This window comes from Streptomyces sp. CA-106110, from assembly GCF_050936285.1.
Taxonomy (GTDB): Bacteria; Actinomycetota; Actinomycetes; order Streptomycetales; family Streptomycetaceae; genus Streptomyces.
The window spans coordinates 3,904,114-3,927,123 of sequence record NZ_JBNJNB010000001.1 but is presented as its reverse complement, the minus strand read 5'-3'; the positions used below and the strand labels follow the sequence as shown (position 1 = coordinate 3,927,123).

The 23,010-nt window shown below is 70.2% G+C and carries 20 protein-coding genes and 1 pseudogene; 16 read left to right on the top strand and 5 right to left on the bottom strand.

What is annotated here, in order from left to right; all coding sequences use genetic code 11:
• The first annotated feature begins 12 nt into the window (after window positions 1-12).
• Together ACQEXA_RS18025 and ACQEXA_RS18020 are read left to right on the top strand one after the other, a co-directional pair.
• The gene (locus ACQEXA_RS18025) at window positions 13-1,431 is read left to right on the top strand and encodes an NAD(P)/FAD-dependent oxidoreductase (protein WP_432933248.1); all 1,419 of its coding nucleotides are present in this window, start codon (window positions 13-15) and stop codon (window positions 1,429-1,431) included.
• A 136-nt stretch (window positions 1,432-1,567) separates the two neighbouring features.
• Window positions 1,568-3,376: a chitinase gene (locus ACQEXA_RS18020; protein WP_432933250.1), complete on the top strand. Its 1,809-nt coding sequence runs from the start codon at window positions 1,568-1,570 to the stop codon at window positions 3,374-3,376.
• On the opposite strand, the gene ACQEXA_RS18015 is transcribed toward ACQEXA_RS18020, so the two are convergent.
• Window positions 3,315-4,040, bottom strand: a complete 726-nt coding sequence (locus ACQEXA_RS18015) for a phosphatase PAP2 family protein (protein WP_432933252.1) — start codon at window positions 4,038-4,040, stop codon at window positions 3,315-3,317. The genes ACQEXA_RS18020 and ACQEXA_RS18015 overlap by 62 nt on opposite strands.
• Window positions 4,041-4,059: 19 nt before the next feature.
• Between ACQEXA_RS18015 and ACQEXA_RS18010 the strand changes: the two genes are divergently transcribed.
• The 8 genes from ACQEXA_RS18010 (at window position 4,060) to ACQEXA_RS17975 (ending at window position 9,352) form a co-directional block, all read left to right on the top strand.
• The gene (locus ACQEXA_RS18010; RefSeq protein WP_432933253.1) at window positions 4,060-4,206 is read left to right on the top strand and encodes a hypothetical protein; all 147 of its coding nucleotides are present in this window, start codon (window positions 4,060-4,062) and stop codon (window positions 4,204-4,206) included.
• Between the two features lie 255 nt (window positions 4,207-4,461).
• The gene (locus ACQEXA_RS18005) at window positions 4,462-4,845 is read left to right on the top strand and encodes a DUF6221 family protein (protein WP_432933255.1); all 384 of its coding nucleotides are present in this window, start codon (window positions 4,462-4,464) and stop codon (window positions 4,843-4,845) included.
• A complete protein-coding gene (locus ACQEXA_RS18000; protein WP_432933257.1) occupies window positions 4,842-5,051 on the top strand; it encodes a hypothetical protein in 210 nt (69 codons plus the stop codon). Before ACQEXA_RS18005 ends, ACQEXA_RS18000 begins: the two co-directional genes overlap by 4 nt.
• 204 nt (window positions 5,052-5,255) lie before the next feature.
• The gene (locus tag ACQEXA_RS17995) at window positions 5,256-5,606 is read left to right on the top strand and encodes a DUF6221 family protein (protein WP_433130551.1); all 351 of its coding nucleotides are present in this window, start codon (window positions 5,256-5,258) and stop codon (window positions 5,604-5,606) included.
• Window positions 5,596-5,808 carry a hypothetical protein gene (locus ACQEXA_RS17990; RefSeq protein WP_432933260.1) on the top strand — a complete coding sequence of 71 codons (213 nt, stop codon included), beginning with the start codon at window positions 5,596-5,598 and terminating at the stop codon, window positions 5,806-5,808. The genes ACQEXA_RS17995 and ACQEXA_RS17990 overlap by 11 nt, the downstream gene beginning before the upstream one ends.
• Window positions 5,809-6,077: 269 nt before the next feature.
• A complete protein-coding gene (locus tag ACQEXA_RS17985; RefSeq protein WP_432933262.1) occupies window positions 6,078-6,968 on the top strand; it encodes a hypothetical protein in 891 nt (296 codons plus the stop codon).
• A gap of 205 nt (window positions 6,969-7,173) precedes the next feature.
• Window positions 7,174-7,986 carry a hypothetical protein gene (locus ACQEXA_RS17980; RefSeq protein ID WP_432933264.1) on the top strand — a complete coding sequence of 271 codons (813 nt, stop codon included), beginning with the start codon at window positions 7,174-7,176 and terminating at the stop codon, window positions 7,984-7,986.
• A 232-nt stretch (window positions 7,987-8,218) separates the two neighbouring features.
• Complete coding sequence (locus ACQEXA_RS17975; protein WP_432933266.1) at window positions 8,219-9,352, top strand: IS1380 family transposase; 1,134 nt, start codon at window positions 8,219-8,221, stop codon at window positions 9,350-9,352.
• A 334-nt stretch (window positions 9,353-9,686) separates the two neighbouring features.
• On the opposite strand, the gene ACQEXA_RS17970 is transcribed toward ACQEXA_RS17975, so the two are convergent.
• The gene (locus ACQEXA_RS17970; RefSeq protein WP_432933268.1) at window positions 9,687-10,556 is read right to left on the bottom strand and encodes an IS5 family transposase; all 870 of its coding nucleotides are present in this window, start codon (window positions 10,554-10,556) and stop codon (window positions 9,687-9,689) included.
• Window positions 10,557-10,954: 398 nt separating this feature from the next.
• Between ACQEXA_RS17970 and ACQEXA_RS17965 the strand changes: the two genes are divergently transcribed.
• The gene (locus tag ACQEXA_RS17965; protein WP_432933270.1) at window positions 10,955-11,590 is read left to right on the top strand and encodes a hypothetical protein; all 636 of its coding nucleotides are present in this window, start codon (window positions 10,955-10,957) and stop codon (window positions 11,588-11,590) included.
• Between the two features lie 168 nt (window positions 11,591-11,758).
• On the opposite strand, the gene ACQEXA_RS17960 is transcribed toward ACQEXA_RS17965, so the two are convergent.
• Window positions 11,759-12,010: a GntR family transcriptional regulator gene (locus ACQEXA_RS17960; RefSeq protein WP_432933272.1), complete on the bottom strand. Its 252-nt coding sequence runs from the start codon at window positions 12,008-12,010 to the stop codon at window positions 11,759-11,761.
• A gap of 151 nt (window positions 12,011-12,161) precedes the next feature.
• Between ACQEXA_RS17960 and ACQEXA_RS17955 the strand changes: the two genes are divergently transcribed.
• Entirely contained in the window at window positions 12,162-12,551 is a 390-nt protein-coding gene (locus tag ACQEXA_RS17955) for a DUF6415 family natural product biosynthesis protein (RefSeq protein ID WP_432933274.1), read from the top strand.
• Between the two features lie 400 nt (window positions 12,552-12,951).
• Here ACQEXA_RS17955 and ACQEXA_RS17950 read toward each other — a convergent pair.
• Both ACQEXA_RS17950 and gabT read right to left on the bottom strand, forming a co-directional pair.
• Window positions 12,952-13,149: pseudogene (locus tag ACQEXA_RS17950) on the bottom strand (phosphatase PAP2 family protein); the annotation flags it as partial.
• Between the two features lie 213 nt (window positions 13,150-13,362).
• On the bottom strand, window positions 13,363-14,697 hold the full coding sequence (gabT, locus tag ACQEXA_RS17945; RefSeq protein ID WP_432933276.1) for a 4-aminobutyrate--2-oxoglutarate transaminase: 1,335 nt from the start codon (window positions 14,695-14,697) through the stop codon (window positions 13,363-13,365).
• A 307-nt stretch (window positions 14,698-15,004) separates the two neighbouring features.
• Here gabT and ACQEXA_RS17940 point away from each other — a divergent pair, with 307 nt between their 5' ends.
• The 4 genes from ACQEXA_RS17940 to ACQEXA_RS17925 all read left to right on the top strand — a co-directional run bounded on the left by ACQEXA_RS17940 (window position 15,005) and on the right by ACQEXA_RS17925 (window position 23,004).
• Window positions 15,005-17,122: an ATP-binding protein gene (locus ACQEXA_RS17940; RefSeq protein WP_432933278.1), complete on the top strand. Its 2,118-nt coding sequence runs from the start codon at window positions 15,005-15,007 to the stop codon at window positions 17,120-17,122.
• 167 nt (window positions 17,123-17,289) lie between these two features.
• Window positions 17,290-18,948: a PucR family transcriptional regulator gene (locus ACQEXA_RS17935; RefSeq protein WP_432933280.1), complete on the top strand. Its 1,659-nt coding sequence runs from the start codon at window positions 17,290-17,292 to the stop codon at window positions 18,946-18,948.
• A 144-nt stretch (window positions 18,949-19,092) separates the two neighbouring features.
• The gene (locus ACQEXA_RS17930; protein WP_432933282.1) at window positions 19,093-20,538 is read left to right on the top strand and encodes an aldehyde dehydrogenase family protein; all 1,446 of its coding nucleotides are present in this window, start codon (window positions 19,093-19,095) and stop codon (window positions 20,536-20,538) included.
• 525 nt (window positions 20,539-21,063) lie between these two features.
• Window positions 21,064-23,004, top strand: a complete 1,941-nt coding sequence (locus tag ACQEXA_RS17925; protein ID WP_432933284.1) for an acyl-CoA dehydrogenase family protein — start codon at window positions 21,064-21,066, stop codon at window positions 23,002-23,004.
• Window positions 23,005-23,010: the final 6 nt, after the last annotated feature.

Genomic DNA, 23,010 nt, shown 5'->3' with positions numbered 1-23,010 from the left:
GGAGTTGACATCATGGCCCCAAGCGCCATGACCCGTTGGACCAAGTCTCTTTCCGAAGCCCAGCCGGTTCCCTACTGGCTGGACGACCCCGGCAAGCCCCACCCCGAGCCCGCCCTGACCGGCACCGAGACCTGCGATCTGCTGGTCGTCGGCGGCGGCTACAGCGGACTGTGGACCGCGCTCATCGCCAAGGAGCGCGACCCGCGGCGGGACGTGGTGCTGCTGGAAGGCCGCGAGGTGGGCTGGGCCGCCTCGGGCCGCAACGGCGGCTTCTGCGCTGCCTCCCTCACCCACGGCCTGGCCAACGGTCTCACCCGCTGGCCCGACGAGATCCACCGACTCCAGGAGCTGGGCGCCCGCAATCTCGACGAGATCGAGAAGGCGGTCGCCCGGCACTCCCTGGACTGCGAGTTCGAGCGCACCGGCGAGATCGACGTGGCGACCGAGACGTACCAGGCGTGGGAACTGCGCGACTGGTACGAGGAGATGGAACGCCGTGGCCTTGCCGGGGGCACGGAGTTCCTGGACGCGGAGGCGGTAAGGGAACAAGTCGACTCGCCGACCTTCCTCGCCGGTCTGCACGACCGCCGGGGCGTGGCCCTGGTCCACCCGGCCAAGCTCGTCTGGGGCCTCAAGCGGGCCTGCCTCGCGCTCGGCGTCCGTGTCTACGAGCACACGCCCGCGCTCACCCTGAAGCCGTACGGCGCCGGTATGGCCGTCCGGACCCCGTACGGCCGGGTACGCGCCCGCAAGGTGGCGCTCGGCACGAACATCTTTCCGAACCTGGTGCGGCGTGTGCGGTCCTACACCGTCCCGGTCTACGACTACGCCCTGATGACCGAGCCGCTCAGCGACGAGCAGCTCGCGTCGATCGGCTGGAAGAACCGTCAGGGACTCGGAGACTCGGCGAACCAGTTCCACTACTTCCGGCTCTCGGCCGACAACCGCATCCTGTGGGGCGGCTACGACGCGGTCTACCCCTACGGCAAGCGGGTGCGGGCCGAGTACGACGACCGCCCGGAGACGTACGCCAAGCTCGCGGAGCACTTCTTCACCTGCTTCCCGCAGCTGGAGGGCGTCCGCTTCACCCATGCGTGGGGCGGCGCCATCGACACCTGCTCGCGCTTCTCGGCGTTCTTCGGGACGGCGCACCAGGGGAAGGTGGCCTACGCGGCCGGCTTCACCGGCCTGGGCGTCGGCGCCACCCGCTTCGGCGCGGACGTGATGCTGGACCTGCTGGCGGGGGAGCGCACGGAGCGCACCGAGCTGGAGATGGTCCGGAAGAAGCCGCTGCCGTTCCCGCCCGAGCCGTTCGCCTGGACGGGCATCGCGCTCACCAAGTGGTCGCTGGCCCGCGCCGATGCGCAGGGCGGACGGCGCAACCTCTGGCTGAAGACGATGGACAGGCTGGGCCTCGGCTTCGACAGCTGAGGCCGGACCCCCTCCTCGCGGACCCCAGGGGCCCCAGGGCGGCAGCGGGTACATGCCAAGCCCCTTGACAACCGAATTGGTCTGGACCAAGTTGGGCGCGCTCCACCCTCCAATTCCCCCATGCCCGGAGGCACTTGTGGATCGCACCAGACCTTTCGTCCGCCATCGCCTGCTCGCCGTGGGTACGGCCGTCGCCCTGGCCGTACCCGGCCTGACCGCGCTCGCGACCGATGCCGGCGCCGCCGACGCGGATCTCGCGCGCAACGGCGGTTTCGAGGCGGGCCTCGACGGCTGGACCTGCACCGCCGGCACCACGGTCGGCTCCCCGGTGCACGGCGGCGGTTCGGCGCTGCAGGCGACCCCGGCCGGCAGCGACAACGCCCAGTGCACCCAGACGGTGACGGTCCAGCCGGACTCCCAGTACACGCTCAGCGGCTACGTCCGGGGCTCCTACGTCTACCTCGGTGCGAGTGGCACAGGCACCACCGACGTCTCCACCTGGACCCCGTCGGCGGCCGACTGGCAGCAGCTGACGACCACCTTCCGCACCGGCGCGTCCACGACGAAGGTCACGATCTACACACACGGCTGGTACGGCACCGGCGCCTACTACGCCGACGACATCTCGCTGGTCGGACCGGGCACCGCTGCCGGGCAGCCGCCCGCCGCGCCGACCGGTCTGCGGACCGGCACCGTCACGTCCTCCAGCGTGGCCCTGTCCTGGTCGGCGGTGACCGGCGCGACGGGTTATGCCGTCTACCGCGACGGCGCCGAAGTCCAGACAGTGAGCGGCACCTCGGCCACGGTCACCGGACTGTCGCCCTCCACCGCCTACAGCTTCCAGGTGGCGGCCGTGAACGACGCGGGCGAGTCCGCGAAGTCGGCCGCGGTGAGCGCGACGACCTCCGCCGGATCGGGCGGCTCCACGGACCTCGCGGCGCACGCCCTGATCGGCTACCTCCACGCGAGCTTCGCCAACGGATCCGGGTACACGCGCCTCGCGGACGTCCCCGACAGCTGGGACGTCATCGACCTCGCCTTCGGGGAGCCGACCTCGGCCACCTCGGGCGACGTCCGGTTCACCCGCTGCCCGGTGACCGAGTGCCCGAACGTGGAGAGCGACGCCGACTTCAAGGCGGCCGTCAAGGCCAAGCAGGCGGCCGGCAAGAAGGTGCTGATCTCGATCGGCGGGCAGAACGGCCAGGTGCAGCTGACGACCACGGCGGCCCGGGACACCTTCGTCTCCTCGGTCTCGAAGATCATCGACACCTACGGCCTCGACGGCGTGGACATCGACTTCGAGGGCCACTCGCTGTCCCTGGACGCCAACGACACCGACTTCAGGAACCCGACGACACCGGTGATCGTCAACCTCATCTCCGCCCTGAAGAGTCTGAAGGCCAGATACGGATCGAAGTTCGTCCTCTCGATGGCCCCGGAGACCTTCTTCGTGCAGATGGGCTACCAGTACTACGGCACGGGCAAGTGGGGCGGCCAGGACCCGAGGTGCGGGGCCTACCTCCCGGTCATCAACGCCCTGCGGGACGACCTCACCCTGCTCCACGTCCAGGACTACAACTCGGGCCCGATCATGGGCCTCGACAACCAGTACCACTCCATGGGCGGGGCGGACTTCCACATCGCGATGACCGACATGCTGCTCACCGGCTTCCCGGTGGCGGGGGACACGAGCAAGGTCTTCCCGCCGCTGCGGCCCGACCAGGTGGCGATCGGCATGCCAGCGTCCACGAACGCGGGCAACGGCTACGTCGCCCCGTCGGAGGTCACCAAGGCGCTGGACTGCCTGACGAAGAAGACCAACTGCGGCTCGTACCCGACCCACGGCACCTGGCCCGTCCTGCGCGGCCTGATGACGTGGTCTGTCAACTGGGACCGCTTCGGGAGCTGGGAGTTCCAGCGGACGTTCGACGGCTACTTCGGCTGAGCACGCCCCACAGCAAGGAGAGCAGCACCGTGCACAGGCACCAGCTGGCCAGCACGTCCAGCGGCCAGTGGTAGCCACGGCGCACCAGGCCGAAGGCCACGCCGAGATTCAGGCAGAGGCAGACGCCGAGGAGTCCGCGGCGGGCCTGCGGTGTGCGCAGCCGGGGCCACAGCAGCAGGGTGGCCGAGCCGTAGGCGATGGCCGCCGTGGCCGTGTGCCCCGAGGGGTAGAAGCCCGTGGCCGGGCCCATGACCGGTGGGCCCGGCCGCGCGATCAGCGCCTTGAGCGGGACGACGAGTGCCGGGACGGCCGCCATCGTGCCGGCCGCCGCCGCGGGCGGCAGCCACCACCGGTCCGTGCCTTCCAGCCGGTCGTGCCAGGCGATGCCGATCAGGACGCCCGCGAGCACGGGCAGGGCGATGGAGACGTCGCCCAGGGCGGAGAGGAACTCGGAGAGCCGGCCGGGGTGGGTCAGGGTCCCGCTCAGCCGCGCGTCCAGCCGCAGGAGCGGGCCGTGGACGGAGACCTGCCAGGTGATCAGCAGGAAGAGGAGAGCCGCGAGGGCGGAGAGAGCTGGAAGGCCGGCCGGCCGCCCCGGAACAGGGGGCCTTCTACCTTGCCCGGCACGTGCATACTCGAGGTCTGATTCTGGGGAGGGCGACACGGTGCACAGCTTGGCAGGGATGACCGGTCGCGAGTACTTGCGGGTCTCGGCGAGAGGCGAACGGAGTATCCCGGAGCAGCGTGACGACAACACCCGCGCCGCTGAACGCGAAGGCGTCGCCCTTGCCCTGGCCGCCCTCGCCGTACGAGGCCGCATCAAACGCTGATCACCACACGAGAGGATGACCCCACGACCACCGAGCGCGTTACCGCCCTTGTTCTGCTGCCCCTCGACGCGCCCGGCCGCTGGTGCGAGCGCCACGGCTACCGGTGCATCGCCACCTGCGGGACCGTCGGCGTCATCGCCCAGCGGGGTGAAGAGCTCCCCCTCGGCGCCCGGCTCGGCGACACCCTCGTGTGGGACGGTGAGCGGATCACCGTGCTGGAGCGGCCGCGCCCCAACGCGCGCGAGAGGAGGAGCCATGACCGCTGACCTGGTGGCGTTCCTGCGCGCCCGGCTCGACGAGGACGACCGGGCGGCGCGCGCTGCAACGCCGGGCCCGTGGACGACACGGAATCTGGGCAGTCACGACGGCTCGTCGATCGTGGCGGACACGGGCAAGCGCACGCGGATAGGGCTTCCGGTCGGTCCGGTGCTGGGCGCCATGCATGGCCCGTGCGGTGCGGCGGACGGCTCACACGCCGCCCGCCACGACCTGGCGCGCGTCCTTCGGCAGACCGCCATTCTTCGCGACCGGGTCGATCTCTGGTCGAAGATGCTCGGTTCCCACGCGCCGGCCTGCCTTCGAGCCGTGGCGGCTATCTGGGCCGACCACCCCGACTACCGAGAGGAATGGACGCTATGAGCGAGCGCATGACGGCTCGTGTGGGTCTGCTGTTCGGCGGCCAGGCGCTCATCAGGACGGAGCACACGGGCGACGACGAGCCGGAGCGGGTACCGGTCGACCGCCTCGTCGCCGACACCGGCATTCCCCGGGAGCAGCTCCCCGGCGCCGAAGTGGTGGCCGTGGTGGGTGATGACGGTCAGCTGGAGCGTTTCGAGCGGGCGTGATGGGGGCGGGGCGACTGTCCAACGAGGCTCCCAGGAGTGCCACATGGCTTCACAGGTACTTCACAGGCCTGCACACTGGCACCCTGCCCCCCACGCAGGCCACGACCTAGGGACCACCATGCCCCAGAACGATCCGCTCGCCTGGGTGCGGGCCCTCACTCTCGTCATCGCCTTCGCAGCACTCGCCACCTCCAGGAGAGCCCGGTGAAAGATGCCCTGTTGGCGTTCCTGCGCGCCCGACTCGACGAGGACGACGAGACCGCCCGTAAGGCCATCGTCCGCCGGACAGGTGGAGAGGCCTGGTCGTACGAGGGATCCGCCGTGCTCGCGCAGGGCGGCATGGTCATTGCCGAGCGCATCGTGCCGGTTCTCGGCGAGCACATCGCCCGCTACGACCCGGCCCGCGTCCGGCGGCAGACTGCTGTGCTTCGCGACAGGGTCGATCTGTGGTCCCGGATGGTCGGCAGCCACGCGCGGGTCTGCCTTCGCGCCGTCGCTGCCATCTGGGCCGACCACCCTGACTACCGAGAGGAATGGAAACCATATGACCAGTGAACGCATGAGGGCTCGTGTCGGGGTCCTGTTCGGCGACCAGGCGCTCATCAGGACAGAGTACACCGGCGGCGGCGAGCCGGAGCGCGTACCGGTGGACCGCCTCGTCGCCGACACCGGCATTCCGCGTGAGCAGCTCCCCGGTGCCGAAGTGATCGCCGTGGTGGGTGATGACGGCCAGCTGGAGCGTTTCGAGCGGGCGTGATGGGGACGGGGCGGCTGTCCGGCTGGCAGTTGGCCTGAGCTCTGCGAACGCACGGCGGACAGTATGGGCTCGACCCAGCTCGGCGCGTCGAGCCCGTCGTCCAACTGCCGGGCACTGATGTACAGGTCGCGGATGCCGACGGCCAAGTGACACCGGGGACGTCCGGGGCGCGCCGAACGCAACCCGGTCCCGGTGCGTCATAGGAGCGGTACTGCCGGGAGCCCACACCGCGAAGCCTGTGCTCGTCACCGTCGGACCCTGGGGGACCCATGTCCGCACGCACCGCCCAACTGCTCCTCGTCCTCGCCCTGTTCTCCGCAGCGGGCGGGGCCGTCACCGGCTGCGGCAGCGATCAGGGCAGCGGTCGTGGTGCTCAGGCCCGCGCCCCCGGCCACAGCCCGGTGGCGGAGGCTCGCGCTCGCCAGGTCGCCGACGCCTGGGACGGCTCCGAGGCCGCCCGGGCATGGCGGAAGGGCTATTACCCGATCGGCGAGGGGGTCCAGCTGCCCGAGGACGCCTTCCATGACGAAGACGACAAGCAGGCCTACGAGAGGCAGAACTTCGTCCTGCGCGGCCAACTCCCTGCCGTTTCGCGGAAGAACGGTCAGGTGAAGTGGGAGAACGGGGGCTCGCTCACGCTGCCACTGGTGGAGGCGCGGCAGGCGTACGAGGCGGTGGCCGGCGGCGGAGACGGACCGCACCTGACCGTGAGCGGGGCGAAGCTGGGTGAGATGACCCTGGCCACGAGCCGCGGCCCGGCGACCGTCCCGGCCTGGCTTTTCACCCTGGACGGCTACGACACTCCGCTCAAGCGGGCCGCCCTGCGTCCCTCGAAGCCTCCCACGCCGCCGGTCGAGCCGGTCGCGGAGGGGCCCAGCGACACGTTGTGGCCGCTTCAGGGACTGGTCGGGACGGCGGGGGACGGCCGGTCCGTCACGGTGATGGCCGGCCACGGGGCCTGCGACGACGGTCCTGCCGTGGACGTACTGGAGACGGGCGGGAGCGTGGTGCTGTCCGCGTCCATCGTCGGGACGAACGACGGTCCCTGCACCAAACAGCTGCTCGGTGAGAAGGTGACGGTGAAGCTGGGCCGGCCGCTCGGCGACCGTGTGCTTCTGGACGCGTTCACCGGTCGGCCGGTGTCGTATGGAGGGCGGTAGGGGGACTCCCGAGCTGGAGCCAGGCAGGCGAGCTCCGGTCGGGAAAGGTCACAGTGCCCGTGGTGGGTGCGTCGGAAGCCGCCGTGAGCGGCCCCGTGTGGTGTGTGAAGAAGAAAGAGCCACCGTCCGAACGTTCACTCGAATAGTGATCATGCTGTGACCTAGTTGTATACACCTCAGAAGCCGTGATCAATACGGTCTCACTGTGTCTAGCAACGAGAATCCACTTCTGAACCACCACAGACCCGACGGCGACCAGTGGAACGCGGCGCGCAACGACGACTTCGTGCACTGGGCCAGCATCAAGGAAGGCCCGGTTCCCGCCCGGAAGCGTGCGTGGCCCCGAAATACCGCGCTGGCCGTAGCGGCGGTCACCGTGGTCACCGCGGCCCTCCTTGCCGTGAGTTACAGGACCTCGTCATCCCCCGAACGCGAAGCTGCCGCACCCGCGACGACAACGGCCGCACCCACACCGCGTGCCTCAGCGACGACCGCTCGTGCGGCAGAACGGCCAATAATCCCCCTGGCCGAGGCGTTTCCGGTCCATGTGGCGGACGGTAACGGTGGCACCTTCACCAGGCTGGGCCGGGCCGCGCTGAAGTCCTGCACCGAGCCCGACTCGGTCGGGTCGGCACTGGCCGCCGAGATCGCCGCCGGCAGAGGGTGTCTCGGCGAGGAGATCGCCCTATACAAGGACACGCACAACAACCAGTTCAACCTGGCCATCTTCACAATGAAGGACCCCCAGGAGACGGTGAAGCTGGTGACCCAACTGACCATGAACTTCAACGACTACGAGGTGGCCGCGCAAGCTCCACCGCCCGGATCCGGCCTGCCGACCCTGCCGGCTGACAGCGGAATGGTGCAGGCCTTCACCGGGCAGGGCCGCGCCATGGTGGCGGGACTTGGCCAGTGGTCGGACGGCCGGACGAGCGAGTACCAGAAGCTGGCAGATCGCTTGGAACCGCTGCTCAAAGCAGTCTCGAAGAACGTCGCTCGCTACGAGACCGCAAATTGAGCCATTCGACGCATCACATCCCTCACACCTCGAACCGTGTCTCCCTCAGGAACCATGGGGCGGGGGTGCCTTTTTAAGCCCGGATCCACCGTCGTGAAGCGCTGGTAGTTGTAGCGTTCGGACGCGCAGATGCCCTCTGACTTGGGATGATCTCGGTTGCTGAGGCCGAATCGTTCCGCGTCGAGAGGGCATCTGACGAGTGCGAGCTTCTCATGATCTGAGCCGTGTCCGAGTGGGTTTCGACGAACCGAACATCGTGCCGTGCGCGGGACTGCTGGCGCCCGCCCTGCTCGCGCAGCGCACGGGACTTGCCGAGCTGGTCGATGAACGAGTGCATCTGCAGGCCCACGGTGCTCATGGTGGGTCGAAGGCACTGACGGTCATCGGATCGATGCTGGCCGGGGGCGACTCGATCGACGACACCAGCGTGCTGAGGGCCGGCGCGACGGGAGAGCTGTTCAACGCCACTCGTGCTCCCTCGACGGTGGGTACCTGGTTGAGGTCGTTCCGCTGGCACAACATCCGCCAACTCGACGCGGTGTCCCGGGAACTGCTCGCCCGATTGTGGGCAGCCGGCGGCGGGCCGAAGGACCTTGCCGGTCCATTGACCATCGATCTGGACTCGACCATCGTCCCGGTCTACGGACGCGGCAAGCAGGGTGCGGCCTTCGGCTACACCAAGGTCCGCGGCTATCACCCGCAGTTGGCCACCTGCCCCGAGACTGGCCAGGTTCTGTTCTGCCGTCTGCGCGGCGGCAACGCCGGGGCAGCCCGCGGCGCCAAGTCCTTCCTGACCGAGACCGTCAGCCGAGTCCGACACGCCGGAGCAACGGGCCCTCTCACCGTCCGTGCCGACTCCGCGTTCTACTCCCAAGCGGTGCTGCTGACCGCCCGCACGCTGGATGTCCGCTTCTCGATCACCGTCCGGCAGGACCCCAAGATCAAGGCAGCCATCGCCGCGATACCCGAGGACGCCTGGAGGCCGATCCCGTACTGGTTGTCCACCCCGGAGGTCTCCGGCGCAGATGTCGCCGAGACCACCTACACCTGCTTCGCGCACACCAAGACCCCACTCACGGTCCGGCTGATCGTCCGCCGGGTCCGCCCCACTCCCGGCTCACAACTGGCCCTGTTCACCAGCTACAACCACCATGCGTTCGTCACCGACCGCCAAGGCGACGTGCTCGAGACGGAGGCCGACCACCGGCGGCATGCGGTGGTCGAGCAGACCATCGCCGAACTCAAATCCGCCGGTCTGGCCCACCTGCCCTCGGGGCGCTTCACGGCCAATGCCGCCTGGCTCGCGCTCGCCGTCATGGCCACAACCTCGGACACGCCATCGGCATCCTCGCAGGTCACGAGCTGACCCGAGCCACAGCCACCACCCTGAAACGGACCCTGTTCACCGTCCCAGGCCGCCTGGTCCACACCGCTCGGCGACTGCGGCTACGACTTCCCGAGCGATGGCCCTGGGCCAAGGCATACACCAAGGCCCTCCAGACCATCACCGCACTGCCCCAACGATGCTGAACACCAACCCCGCCCCTACGACCCGAGGACCTTGGAGAGGCCGGCAGACCGGCGGATCCCGCATGCCCTCAAAGCCCACAACAAGGCCGCGGAAGCAACCATCACCAACCGCCGACAACTCAGCGGCTCTCCGGTGGATCCGGGTTAAGAGGTCGTTTTCTCCCGTTGTTTTATCCCGTGAGGCGGATTTGTTCCGGTGATGTCGGGTCGCGCCAGGAGATGGTGGCCTCGCCGGTGAGTCGGCGGGCCATGAGCTCGGTCATCGCAAGGTGGATCATGGCTTCGGAGCGAGCCGGAAGAGTCTCGTAGTCGCGGGTCAAGCGGCGGTGGAGCATGAGCCAGCCGTAGGTTCGCTCCACGGTCCAGCGTTTCGGGATCGGGGTGAATCCCCTGGTCCCGGGATTGCGCTGGACGATTTCGAGGTCGATGCCGAGGGTGGCGGCATGCTCCACGAAGTGCTTGCGGTAGCCGCCGTCCACCCAGACTTTGCGGATGGTGGGATGGGCGGAGGCAGCCTGCTCGAGGAGAGCCTGACCTGCGACGGAGTCCTGAACACTGGCCGCGGTGACAAGGACCGCCAGCAGAAGGCCGAGGGTGTCGGTGATGATGCTCCGTTTGTGGCCGACGATTTTCTTGCCGGCGTCGGTGCCCTGGCTCGAAGCGGGGACACTGGTGGAGGTCTTGACGCTCTGCGCGTCGATCACGCAGGCCGACGGGTTCGCGTTGCGGCCCTCCTTCTGTCGTACCAACTCCCGCAACAGGCCGTTGAGCTGGCCGAACACGCCGTCCTTCTGCCACTTGGCGAAGTAGCCGTAGACGCCTTCCCAAGGCGGGAAGTCGTGGGGTAGGTAGCGCCACTGCACCCCGGTACGGTCTACGTACAAGATCGCGTCCATGATCTCGCGCAGCTCGTGCTCGGGCGGCCGGCTGATGTCCAGGGCGTGTCGGCGTCGCTCGGACCGCCAGGCGGACGGAACCGGCTCGATCAACTCCCAGCGAGCATCAGAAAGATCACTCGGATACGGACGTCGCTCACTCATGGTGTGGACGTACCGCGTGCAGCCGAGTGCGCCCAGGCGCACGGAATTACCTGTGGAAGCACAGCCCAGAAGCGGGCTTCCTGGGATGAGACAGGCGCAAGCCTCCTCCCGCCCCAACCGTCACCCCACCAACCCCACGAGACCAACCCAGTCCAACAGCCCCTTCAGCACCACATCACTGCACAGAAGAAAGCGGGCAATAAGAGGGCGCCAGAGATGAAAACGACCTCTAAGAGGACGTTCTGAGCCGGTATGCGCGCTTCGGATGCGGGCTTGAGTTGGCCACGGCTCGGAAGATCACGCGGTCCCTTCGACAGCTTCTACAGTGTCCCGAGACGAACGGGTCGGGGGCATGGCGATCAGAAGGGTTGACGCACCGACGTGGCACAGAACGAGCGTTGGCTGACCTGAAGCCCGTTCGCCAGCGTCAGGCCGCCGCTCTGGCGCTGTGGCGGTGGCGTGCGCCGGTGCTCGCGTTCGAAATGGATGCCGACTGGGGCGTCGACCCGCATGTGCTGGAGTCGCTGTTCCGACTGGCAGCGGAACCTCCTGGGGAACAGTCGAACCGCGCCTACGGCCAGGCATCCGCCGAGCTGTGCACGGCCCCGATCTTCGAGTCCGAAGTCGACCCAGACACGGTCCAGCTCTTCCAACTGGAAATCTTCGGGGGCTTGTGGGCCTTCGGCGAGCTGCTCGACAAGCCAGGCCTGGACGAGGCCAAACGAGTAGTCGAGCTGTCGTCCGGCCTGGCGGGCTACCTGGACGGTCTCGTCGAGGGCTCGTTTTACTCCCATCCCTCGGAGGAAGCGCACCACCAGTACCTCGCCGACCTGGCGGACCGTACGAGCGGCGAGGGCTACTTCGCCTCACGCAACTTCGTTGTCGAGTCCGCGTGCCACGGCGCTCTCCGGACCTTTCGCGATTCCGATGGGCTGCTCGACTCGTCCGCGGGACGCGAGTTGCTCGCGCTTTGCGAGGACTTCGGCGAAGAGCTTGTCGCAACGCTGCGGTGGCTCCGCACGACGGGCCATTAGCGATCACGCCGCGAGCCCGGCGGCGGGCTGGCGACTCGGCGGACGATGCGTCTGGGCACCTCGGGCATGCGTCCGAATGTACGCGCGACACGGTCTCCGGGCGGGATGCCACGGCGTCTTGGTGGGAAGAGGCCGTGGACCTCGACAGCCGCGGCCGCCTCTGGCCAGCTACTCGCCGCTCTCCGCCTGCTCGACGACGTAGATGCCCATGCCGGTCACGGTCTCGACCAGGCCCTCGTCTTTGAGGACCTGGACGGCCTTACGCAGGGTGTCCCGTGCGACAGAGAACTCGGCTTCCAGGTCGACCAGGCTGGGGATGCGGCGGCCGGGCGGGATGGTGCCGTCGGCGATGCGGCTGCGGAGCGCGTTGGCGACCTGCCGGTAGGGCGGCACGGGCGACTCTCTGTCGATGCTGCTCATGATCGGGACGCTAGGTGACTGCCGCAGTCTTGCCATAGCTACCCACGGGGCTAGTCGGGGGTAGTACGGTCGCTCTACGCTGGACAGAGAAAGGACCCCGGCGGGTCGGTCAGGACCCCCGGGGCGTGGACAGCACCCAAGGAGTGCCGACATGACGAACCCTACGGCCCGACCATCCACCGCTGAAGATCAGGTGTCGGTCGACCTGGAGACCATGCGCGCCGCCGTCGACCGCCTGCTGGACCCGGACTCCGTGCCCGAGGCGCTGCCGCCGGCCCTCGACGATCTGGACGCGCTGACGCTCCTGCTGCGCGGGCACCTCGACCTGCTGATGCCGGCGGTCGACCAGCTGGCCCGCAAGCTGTCGAAGAACAGCATTCCGAGGTACTGCGCCCTCGCCTGCATCGGTGAGGCCCGCAGCAGGCTCAGGGAGCAGCCGAGTTCCGCGTTAGGCGGAGCTCTGGCCCACGCCCGTCGTCTAGCCCGCGCGCTGAACGCGCTGTGCGACCACTTCGAGGCCCTCGCCCAGGCCGCGCCGTGAAGTCGATCACCGGCCTGCTCGTGTACGTGGCGGTCGTGACCGCCCCCGTCCTGGCTCCGGTGCTGGCCCGCACACCGCGCTAACACACGCCATAGACCCCGCCTCTTCCGTGCTCCGCAAGACACGATGAGGCGGGACCGCCCGTCCCGTCGGATCTCCGCAAGAGTCGGCGGGGCGGGATCCTTTTTCCTGCGCGTGTGTTGAAGGTCGGCGAGGTCACGATCTGGCTTCAGCCGAGACAGGGACGCCGCCCGCTCGTGCCACGAGCGGGCGGCGTCGGTGTGCCAGTGACTGGACCGAGGTGGAAACGCCGGAGGGTCAGCGCAAGGGGGGGTGTGCGCTGACCCTCCGGTGACGGCTGTCTCGGCTACTTCCCGAGTCCTACTTGCGAAAGACCAACGGGGGTGGCTCCGGGGCGGCCGTCAGGATCGGTGTGCCGCCCGCCCCGGGGGGTTTGGGGCGTGCGGCCGTCCGATCGGTGAGGAGATCCGGAGCCGAAGGCCCCGGGTGTGTGCGCGAGGGCACGACCAGGTCGAAGCTGGGGAGGCCTCGGCCCGATGTCACCCACAGTCCCCTGTGGGCGGGGTGTTTCTCTCATCTGGGTAGAACCTACGACAGGGGGAACCACTCCGACAGCAGGAAACGCGCCCTGCCATCCACCTCGCACACCTTCTTCACACGCTCTGACCCCTGCCCCCTCCGGCTCGGCCCCGCGGCGGGCGCGGGGCCGAGGAGGGCAGGGGACCAGGAGCACGCATTCTGTGGCTCAGCTGGGAGTTTCCTGTGAGCGCGAGGTCATTTCCCCGGTGCGTCAGATGCGCGCGAAAGCCTGCTCGATGATGTCGAGGCCCTCGTTCAGCAGGTCCTGACCGATGACGAGCGGGGGCAGGAAGCGCAGCACGTTGCCGTAGGTGCCACAGGTCAGGACCAGCAGGCCCTCCTGGTGGCAGGCCTTGGCGAGCGCGCCGGTCGCCTCCGGGTTCGGCTCCTTGGTGGTGCGGTCCTTGACCAGCTCGATCGCGATCATGGCGCCGCGGCCGCGGACATCGCCGATGACGTCGAACTTCTCGGCCATCGCCGTGAGGCGGGCCTTCATGGTCTCCTCGATCTCCTTCGCGCGGGCGTTGAGATCGAACTCCTTCATCGTCTCGATCGCGCCGAGAGCGCCGGCGCAGGCGACCGGGTTGCCGCCGTAGGTGCCGCCGAGGCCGCCCGCGTGTGCGGCGTCCATGATCTCGGCGCGACCGGTCACGGCGGCGAGCGGCAGACCGCCCGCGATGCCCTTGGCGGTGGTGATCAGGTCCGGGACGATGCCCTCGTCCTCGCAGGCGAACCACTGGCCGGTGCGGCAGAAGCCGGACTGGATCTCGTCGGCGACGAAGACGATGCCGTTGTCCGTGGCGAACTTGCGCAGCGCGGGCAGGAAGCCCTTCGCCGGCTCGATGAAGCCGCCCTCGCCGAGCACCGGCTCGATGATGATGGCGGCCACGTTGTCGGCGCCGATCTGCTTGGTGATCTGGTCGACGGCCTGGGCGGCGGCCTCGGGGCCGCAGTTCTCCGGACCGGTCGGCCAGCGGTAGGCGTACGCCATCGGCATGCGGTAGACCTCGGGCGCGAACGGGCCGAAGCCGTGCTTGTACGGCATGTTCTTGGAGGTCAGGGCCATCGTCAGGTTGGTCCGGCCGTGGTAGCCGTGGTCGAAGACGACGACCGCCTGGCGCTTGGTGTAGGCACGGGCGATCTTGACGGCGTTCTCGACGGCCTCGGCGCCCGAGTTGAACAGCGCGGACTTCTTGGCGTGGTCACCGGGCGTGAGCTCGGCCAGCGCCTCGGCGACGGCCACGTAGCTCTCGTAGGGCGTGACCATGAAACACGTGTGCGTGAAGTCCTGCAGCTGCGCCGACGCGCGGCGTACGACGGCCTCGGCGGAGGCGCCGACCGACGTCACCGCGATGCCGGAGCCGAAGTCGATCAGACGGTTGCCGTCGACGTCCTCGATGATCCCGCCGCCCGCGCGCGCGGTGAAGACCGGCAGCACGGAGCCCACGCCCTGCGCGACCGCCGCGGTACGGCGGGCCTGCAGTTCCTGCGACTTCGGGCCGGGGATGGCGGTGACGACGCGGCGCTCCTGGGGAAGTGCGGTCATGGGGGCTCCCTGAGATCGTGCGAACCCGGCCCGGAACAGCCGGTGCACCGGCGTGCCGGTGGGCGGCGGGGTCGGGCGGGGGTGTTTTTCGGACGCTTACCTTCTTTTCTCGCAGGTTAAGACCGGTCGCCGGGGGTGGGCATGCTCCATGTGGGCGCCTTGGCCGGGGCCGCTTGTCCGCACTGGACATAGCGCCGTGGGTCGCGGCTTCGCGGGCGCGGCCGTGTAAGCGGTGAACTCCCCTTGCGGGAGCGTTAGATTGACTCGCTGATGGTGCAGGGAGCGGCTGGTCAGGGGGGCAGGAGCGATGGACAGCGACGGGACGCAGGACGCGCGCGGCACACGGGCCAATCCCGTGCCGCGTCCGGCCGGGCCGCCTCAGGTGCCGCCCCGGCCGGCGCACGCCCCCGGGGCACCGCCCCGGCCGGACGGCACGGCGTTCCTGGCCTGGCTGCGCGCGCCGCGGCCGGAGACGGCGCCCGGCGTGTGGCGTCTCGGGCACCGGCCGCGGCCCGAGCAGGAACCCGAGCGGACGCCGACGCGGCAGCTGATCAGCGGGGCGCTCATCGCCTTCCTGGTGGGCTGGCTGATCTGGTCGCTGCTGTGGAACGGTTACCTCGGCGGCTGGTGGGTGGTGCCGCTCGAACTGTTCACTCCGGACTCCTGGCGCCACAGCGGCGACCGCGTCGGCAACGCCTTTCTCTGGTACGGCTACTACACGGTCATCGCCCTCGCCATCATGACCGTCGTCGGCAAGCTCGGCCGCTGGGGCGAGCTCTGGCGGCGCTTCGGCCCGCCGGCCTGGCGCGCCGCCGCCCCGGTCAGCCAGCGGCCCCCGGCACCGGAGGACGACCCGGCCCAGTGGAACCAGCTGCGCGCCGCCGGTGCGGGCGACGCCGCCGACCGGCTCGCCGCCGACGCGCGCGCCGGACTCATGGGCGACGTTGACCACGCCCGGGTGGCCCGCGCCTGGCAGGGTGTGCTCAACGGCCGGCACAGCCTCGCCTCTTTCACCGGCGCGGTCCTCAAGGACGGCGCCGCCGCCTGCCTGCACCCCTCGGGCGAGCGCGACCTGCCCGCCCGGCTCGGCCGGCACGACCTGATCACCGGGCAGGTACGGCTCGGCTCGACCGTCGACGACACCCGCAACCCCTACGCCTACCGCGGCACGGGCCTCGCCCTCGGCCCCGAGCTGCTCGGCACCTCGCTGGTCGCCGTCGGCCCCGCGGGCTCCGGCAAGACCGGCTCGGTCGTATGGCCGCTCGCCGAGTCGCTGTGCCTGCACGCGCTCGCCGGCCGGGCCGCGGTGGTCGTGGTCGGCGCGGCCGGTGCCGGGCTCGGCCCGGCGGACGCCTACGACGTCGTCGTACGCATCGGCCATCCCGAATCGGTGTACGACCTGGACCTGTACGGCGGGACCAGCGACCCGGACGAGGCGGCGGCCGTGCTCGCCGAGGCGCTCGTGGGCGACCTCGCCGATCCGCACCCGGGCGGGGACAGCCGCCGCTCGACCACCGTGCTCGCCCAGTTGCTCGGGCCGTACCGGGCCGTGCACGGCCGGTTCCCGTCCGTGCCGGAGCTGCGTCAGCTCCTCGACGGAGCCCCCGGACCGCTCTCGGCGTTGCGCAAGGCCCTTCAGGACACCGGGCAGGACTCGCTGCTGCGCGAGCTCGACGCGCGCGAGCGTCAGTCGGGGCACCCCGGCGACGTGGGCGGCGTCCTGGCGGACCGGGTCGCGCTGCTCGACCGGCCGGCGTTCGCCGCCTTCTTCGACACCTCAGGGCAGTCCCGGCCCTTCTCCCTGCGCGCCCTCGACCACCCGGTACGGGTCAGGATCGACCTGCCCGAGCGCGGCCACGCCGACGCCTCGCGAATCCTGGCGCGGCTGGTCCTCGCCCAGTTCACGGCCAGCGTCGCGACCCGCGAGGACCGGTCGTTGTTCGCGTGCCTGGTGCTCGACGACGCGACGGGTGCGGTGACACCCGAGACCGTGCGCGGCGTCCAGCGGCTGCGGTCCGCCAACGCCGGCGTGGTCCTGACCCTGCGCACCCTCGACGACGTCCCCCGGCCGCTGCGGGGCCCCCTGCTCGGCGCCACCGGCTGCCGGATGGCGCTGTCCGGGCTCACTCCCTGGGACGGGCAGGACTTCGCCGAGGTCTGGGGGAAGGAGTGGATCGAGACGCGGGACGTCACGGACCGGCAGATCATCGCGGAGACCCCGGCGGGGAAGGCGCTGCACATGCTGCGGCGGGTGATCACCGGGCATGCGCCCACCGCGCGGGCCGTGACCGTCCGCCAGGTCGAGCGCGAGCGCTGGTCCGCGTCCGAACTGGCGCACGCGGTCCCGCCTGGCCACGCGGTGCTGTCCCTGACGAATGTACGGGGCGAGCATGCGCCTCCGCTCCTCGTGGACCTGCGGAGCTGAGACAGCCGGGCCGGGACGTCCGGGGTTCTTGGCACGCGGCGACCGTACGGTGAGGCAGAATCGACATAGCTCGTTCATACGCCGCGGCCAAAGGATCACAAAGATCACACAGTCCGTGGCTGCCATGGATTTCGTGCAGACCCTATCCGTGCCGACCTGAAGGCCTCATGCCTCCCACGCTCGCCTCGCTCGTCCACCACTCCGCGCTGAAGCTCACCGTGCGCGCGGGCGAGGACCGCCTGGACGTGCCCGTCCGCTGGGCGCACGTCAGCGAGCTCGCCGACCCGGTGCCCTACATGGAGGGCGGCGAGCTGCTGCTGATCACGGCGCTGACGCTCGACGCCGACGACCCCGAGGCCATGAGCCGCTATGTGAAGCGGCTCGTGGGCGCGGGCGTGGTCGGGCTCGGGTTCGCCGTCGGGGTGAACTACGACGAGATCCCGAAGGCCCTCGTGGACGCGGCGCGAGAGGAGGGGCTCCCGCTGCTCGAGGTGCCCCGGCGCACCCCCTTCCTCGCCATCAGCAAGGCCGTCTCCGCCGCCATAGCGGCCGACCAGTACCGCGCCGTGACCGCGGGGTTCGCCGCCCAGCGCGAGCTGACCAAGCAGGCCCTCAACGACGGCCCCGAGGGACTGCTCGCCGCGCTCGCCGGGCAGGTGGACGGCTGGGCCGCGATGTACGACCCCTCCGGCGCCGTTGTCGCGGCCGCACCCGAGTGGGCGGAGCGGCGGGCGGCCCGGCTCACTGCCGACGTGGAACGGCTGCGGGAGCGGCCCGCCCCGGCCAGTTCCGTGGTCGCGGGGCCGAGCGGCGAGGACCGGGTCGAGCTGCACTCCCTCGGCACCGGCCGGCGCCCGCGTGCCGCGCTCGCCGTGGGCACCGCGGCCGCGCTGGGCACCGCCGAGAGGTACGCCGTGCACTCCGCCATCGCCCTGCTGACCCTCACCACCGAGCGGTCCCGGTCCCTGCACGCGGCCGAGCAGCGGATCGGGGCGGCCGTGCTGCGCATGCTGCTCGCCGGTCAGCCCGACCACGCGCGGGCGGTGGCCGGGGACCTGTACGGCGGCCTCCTCGACGCGCCCTTCCGGCTGATCCTCGCCGAATCGGCGTCCGCGTCGGCGGCCCGGGCGCACGCCGACGGGCACGCACGCGTGGCGCCCGCGCCGCAGACCGCCGTGGCGCCGGCGCCGGCGGAGACGAACGGCGATCCGCTCGGTGGGCTCACCGAGACCCTGGAGTCCGCCGCCGCCCGCTCCGGGGAGGCCGTGCTCGTCGTACCCGACGGGGAGCGGCTCGTGGTGCTCGCCGTCGACGGGGGCGCGGCTGTGGCCGCCTGCCAGGAGTACGTGCAGGCGGCGCGGGCCGCCGCGGTGGAGCATCCGGCCGCCGACGAGGGCGAACTGGTGGTGGGGCTTTCGGCGCCCGCCGGGCCGATCGCCGTCGCGGTCGCCTACAAGCAGGCCGAGCAGGCGCTGTCGGTGGCCCGGCGGCGCGGCCGGTCCCTGGTCGAGCACGAGGAGCTGGCGGCCGGCTCGGTCGTGCCGCTGCTCGCGGACGACGCCGTGCGTGCCTTCGCCGACGGTCTGCTGCGCGCGCTGCGCGAACACGACGCCACGGGGCGGGGCGATCTGGTCGCCTCGCTGCGCGCCTGGCTGTCCCGCCACGGCCAGTGGGACGCGGCGGCGGCCGACCTCGGCGTCCACCGCCACACGCTGCGCTACCGGATGCGAAGGGTCGAGGAGATCCTCGGGCGCTCGCTCGACGATCCGGACGTGCGGATGGAGCTGTGGCTGGCGCTCAAGGCGTCCGCCTCGGCGGGCGAGTGACGGCCACCGGACCGCGGCTGTACAACCCGTACTAGCCCCGCACCCCACTGCTACGCACCGGACAAACGACCCATCGCCCACCCGGCCCTACCGTGGACCTCGAACTTCATGGAACACCAACCTCGGAAGGGCCGGGACTCGCACATGACTTCCACCCACGCCTTCTGGCTCGCCGGCCGCCAGGCCACCGGTGAGACCACCTTCGACGTCACCTCCCCGTGGGACGGCCGGCTCGTCGGCAAGGTCAGCGTCCCGACCGAGGCCCAGGTCGAGGAGGCCGTGGCCGCCGCGTACGCCGTGCGCGACGAGTTCGCCGCCACCCCGGCGCACGTCCGGGCCGCCGCGCTCGACCATGTGTCGAAGCGCCTGGTCGAGCGCACCGAGGAGATCGCGCAGCTGATCTCCGCCGAGAACGGCAAGCCCATCAAATGGGCCCGTGGCGAGGTCGGCCGCGCCGTGTCCGTGTTCCGCTTCGCGGCCGAGGAGGCCCGTCGCTTCAACGGCGGCGAGGCCCAGCGCCTCGACACCGACGCCGGCGGCCAGGGCCGCCTCGCGCTGACCCGCCGCTTCCCGAAGGGCGTCGTCCTCGGCATCGCGCCGTTCAACTTCCCGCTGAACCTGTGCGCCCACAAGGTCGCCCCGGCCATCGCCGCTGGCGCCCCGATCATCCTCAAGCCGGCGCCCGCCACCCCGCTGTCCGGCCTGATCATCGGTGACCTGCTCGCCGAGACCGACCTGCCCGCCGGCTCCTGGTCGATCCTCCCGGTCGCCAACGACCGCATGCCCGCGCTGGTCCAGGACGAGCGGCTGCCGGTCATCTCCTTCACCGGCTCCGACAAGGTCGGTTACGCGATCATGGACTCGGTGCCGCGCAAGCACCTCACGCTGGAGCTCGGCGGCAACGGCGCGGCCGTGGTCCTCGCCGACTACGCGAGCGACGAAGACCTGGACTGGGCCGCGAACCGCATCGCCACCTTCTCCAACTACCAGGGCGGCCAGTCCTGCATCTCCGTGCAGCGCGTGATCGCCGACGCGTCGGTCTACGACCGGCTGCTCCCGCGTATCGTCGCGGCGGTCGAGGCGCAGGTCACCGGTGACCCCTCCGACTCCGCCACGGACGTCGGCCCGCTGGTCAGCGAGGACGCGGCCAAGCGCGTGGAGTCCTGGGTCGAGGAGGCGGTCGGTGCGGGCGCCAAGCTCCTGACCGGTGGCAAGCGGGACGGCGCCGCCTACGCACCCACCGTCCTGACCGAGGTGCCGGCCGATGTGACCCTCTTCTGCGAGGAGATCTTCGGGCCGGTGCTCACGGTGCAGAAGGTGGACGGCGAGGCGGAGGCCTTCGCCGCCGTCAACGACTCCAAGTACGGCCTCCAGGCGGGCGTGTTCACGCACGACCTCCAGGTCGCCTTCCGTGCCCACCGGGCCCTCGAGGTCGGCGGCGTCGTCATCGGCGACGTGCCCTCCTACCGTGCCGACCAGATGCCGTACGGCGGCGCCAAGCAGTCCGGTGTCGGGCGTGAGGGCGTCAAGTTCGCGATGGACGACTACACGTACGAGCGCGTGCTGGTCCTGACGGGCCTCGCTCTCTGACGCCACGTTCACGCCGACGGCCGGAGCCCGCTGTGCGGGGGCTCCGGCCGTCGGCGTACGACCACATCCCGAGCCGAGCACGGTCGTGCGCAGGAACGTCCGGGTGGTGACAGGCAACGGGCCGACAGGGACAGTGTCATATGCGGGCGTTGTGCCTATTTTGCATACAATATGTTTCTTCATTCCTCCAAGGTCAGACCACCCCGCGAGTCACCCTGTCGTGGGCGAGTCGTGCGGGGGTGCCGGTCGTCGGGGTGCGGTGTCGCAGGTCGTGGCCGCCGAGGTCTTCAAGGGCCCGGGTCGACTTGACACCAGGGCCAGTTCGGCGGATGTCGGCCGAGATGTTTTCCCGGGCGGGTGGTTGCGCGAGGACTGGTGGCGGCGCCCGGATTGGGGTACCAACGATCGAGTAGCACCGGTCAGTAACGTACGCCCGCAAGATCGCCGTACGGCGCACTTGGTCGTCGTACGACTTCTTGATCGAAGCACGCCCCATTGATCCCGATTCGCGGCGAGGTGAGCCTCATGTCCGCACCAACAGCCCCCACTCCCAAGCCCACCGTCACCGAGCGTGAGGCCCGTCAGGTCGCCGAGGCCGCACGCCAGCAGGACTGGCAGAAGCCCAGCTTTGCCAAGGAGCTGTTCCTCGGCCGTTTCCGGCTCGACCTCATCCACCCCCACCCGCTGCCCACCGACGAGCACGTACAGCGCGGCGAGGAGTTCCTCGCCAAGCTGCGCGACTTCTGCGAGACGCAGATCGACTCCGCCCGCATCGAGCGGGAGGCGCGGATCCCCGACGAGACGATCGACGGGCTCAAGGAACTCGGCGCCTTGGGCATGAAGATCGACACGAAGTACGGCGGTCTCGGCCTCACTCAGGTGTACTACAACAAGGCGCTCGCTCTGGTCGGCTCCGCGAGCCCGGCGATCGGCGCGCTGCTGTCCGCGCATCAGTCGATCGGCGTACCGCAGCCGCTCAAACTCTTCGGCACCCAGGAGCAGAGGGACACCTTCCTGCCCCGCTGTGCCCGCACCGACATCTCGGCGTTCCTGCTCACCGAGCCGGACGTGGGTTCGGACCCCGCCCGCCTCGCAACCACGGCCGTCCCGGACGGGGACGACTACGTGATCGACGGCGTGAAGCTGTGGACCACCAACGGCGTGGTCGCCGATCTGCTCGTCGTCATGGCGCGCGTGCCCAAGTCCGAAGGCCACAAGGGCGGTATCACCGCGTTCGTCGTCGAGGCCGCGTCGGAAGGCGTCACCGTCGAGAACCGCAACGCCTTCATGGGGCTGCGCGGCCTCGAGAACGGCGTCACGCGCTTCCATCGCGTGCGCGTCCCGGCCGCCAACCGCATCGGACCCGAGGGCGCGGGCCTCAAGATCGCGCTCACCACGCTGAACACCGGCCGGCTCTCCCTGCCCGCGATGTGCGTGGGCGCGGGCAAGTGGTGTCTGAAGATCGCCCGGGAGTGGTCGGCGGTCCGCGAGCAGTGGGGCAAGCCGGTCGCGCTGCACGAGGCGGTCGGTTCGAAGATCTCCTTCATCGCGGCGACCACCTTCGCCCTGGAGGCGGTCGTCGACCTCTCCTCGCAGATGGCCGACGAGGACCGCAACGACATCCGTATCGAGGCCGCCCTCGCCAAGCTGTACGGCTCGGAGATGGCCTGGCTGATGGCCGACGAGCTGGTCCAGATCCGCGGCGGCCGGGGCTTCGAGACGGCCGAGTCCCTCAAGGCGCGCGGCGAGCGGGCGGTGCCGGCCGAGCAACTGCTGCGCGATCTGCGCATCAACCGGATCTTCGAGGGCTCCACGGAGATCATGCACCTGCTGATCGCACGCGAGGCGGTGGACGCCCATCTGTCCGTGGCCGGTGATCTGATCGATCCGGACAAGTCCCTGGCCGACAAGGCGAAGGCCGGTGCGAACGCCGGTGTCTTCTACGCCAAGTGGCTGCCGAAACTGGTCGCGGGTCAGGGCCAGGTCCCGGGCGCGTACGGCGAGTTCCGCCAGGAGGTCGACCTCTCCTCGCACCTGCGGTACGTCGAGCGCAGTGCCCGCAAGCTGGCCCGCTCCACGTTCTACGGCATGTCCCGCTGGCAGGGCCGCATGGAGACCAAGCAGGGCTTCCTGGGCCGGATCGTGGACATCGGCGCCGAACTGTTCGCGATGAGCGCGGCCTGCGTGCGGGCCGAGCACCTGCGTCGCTCGGGGCAGCACGGACGCGAGGCCTACCAGCTCGCCGACGTCTTCTGCCGGCAGTCCCGCATCCGCGTCGAGGAACTGTTCGGCCGGCTGTGGGCCAACACGGACGACCTCGACCACAAGGTGGTCAAGGGAGTGCTGTCCGGTACGTACGAGTGGCTGGAGGACGGCGTCGTCGACCCGTCCGGCGAAGGCCCCTGGATCGCGGACGCGACGCCCGGCCCGAGCCGCCGGGAGAACGTGCACCGTCCGATCCGGTGACGGCGG

Bases quoted from the DNA above. Each gene is read 5' to 3' on its own strand.
- ACQEXA_RS18025 (WP_432933248.1), top strand. From the start codon at position 13: ATGGCCCCAAGCGCCATGACCCGTTGGACCAAGTCTCTTTCCGAAGCC.
- ACQEXA_RS18010 (WP_432933253.1), top strand. From the start codon at position 4,060: ATGACCGGTCGCGAGTACTTGCGGGTCTCGGCGAGAGGCGAACGGAGT.
- ACQEXA_RS18005 (WP_432933255.1), top strand. From the start codon at position 4,462: ATGACCGCTGACCTGGTGGCGTTCCTGCGCGCCCGGCTCGACGAGGAC.
- ACQEXA_RS18000 (WP_432933257.1), top strand. From the start codon at position 4,842: ATGAGCGAGCGCATGACGGCTCGTGTGGGTCTGCTGTTCGGCGGCCAG.
- ACQEXA_RS17990 (WP_432933260.1), top strand. From the start codon at position 5,596: ATGACCAGTGAACGCATGAGGGCTCGTGTCGGGGTCCTGTTCGGCGAC.
- ACQEXA_RS17985 (WP_432933262.1), top strand. From the start codon at position 6,078: ATGTCCGCACGCACCGCCCAACTGCTCCTCGTCCTCGCCCTGTTCTCC.
- ACQEXA_RS17970 (WP_432933268.1), bottom strand. From the start codon at position 10,556: ATGAGTGAGCGACGTCCGTATCCGAGTGATCTTTCTGATGCTCGCTGG.
- ACQEXA_RS17960 (WP_432933272.1), bottom strand. From the start codon at position 12,010: ATGAGCAGCATCGACAGAGAGTCGCCCGTGCCGCCCTACCGGCAGGTC.
- ACQEXA_RS17955 (WP_432933274.1), top strand. From the start codon at position 12,162: ATGACGAACCCTACGGCCCGACCATCCACCGCTGAAGATCAGGTGTCG.
- gabT (WP_432933276.1), bottom strand. From the start codon at position 14,697: ATGACCGCACTTCCCCAGGAGCGCCGCGTCGTCACCGCCATCCCCGGC.
- ACQEXA_RS17940 (WP_432933278.1), top strand. From the start codon at position 15,005: ATGGACAGCGACGGGACGCAGGACGCGCGCGGCACACGGGCCAATCCC.
- ACQEXA_RS17935 (WP_432933280.1), top strand. From the start codon at position 17,290: ATGCCTCCCACGCTCGCCTCGCTCGTCCACCACTCCGCGCTGAAGCTC.
- ACQEXA_RS17930 (WP_432933282.1), top strand. From the start codon at position 19,093: ATGACTTCCACCCACGCCTTCTGGCTCGCCGGCCGCCAGGCCACCGGT.
- ACQEXA_RS17925 (WP_432933284.1), top strand. From the start codon at position 21,064: ATGTCCGCACCAACAGCCCCCACTCCCAAGCCCACCGTCACCGAGCGT.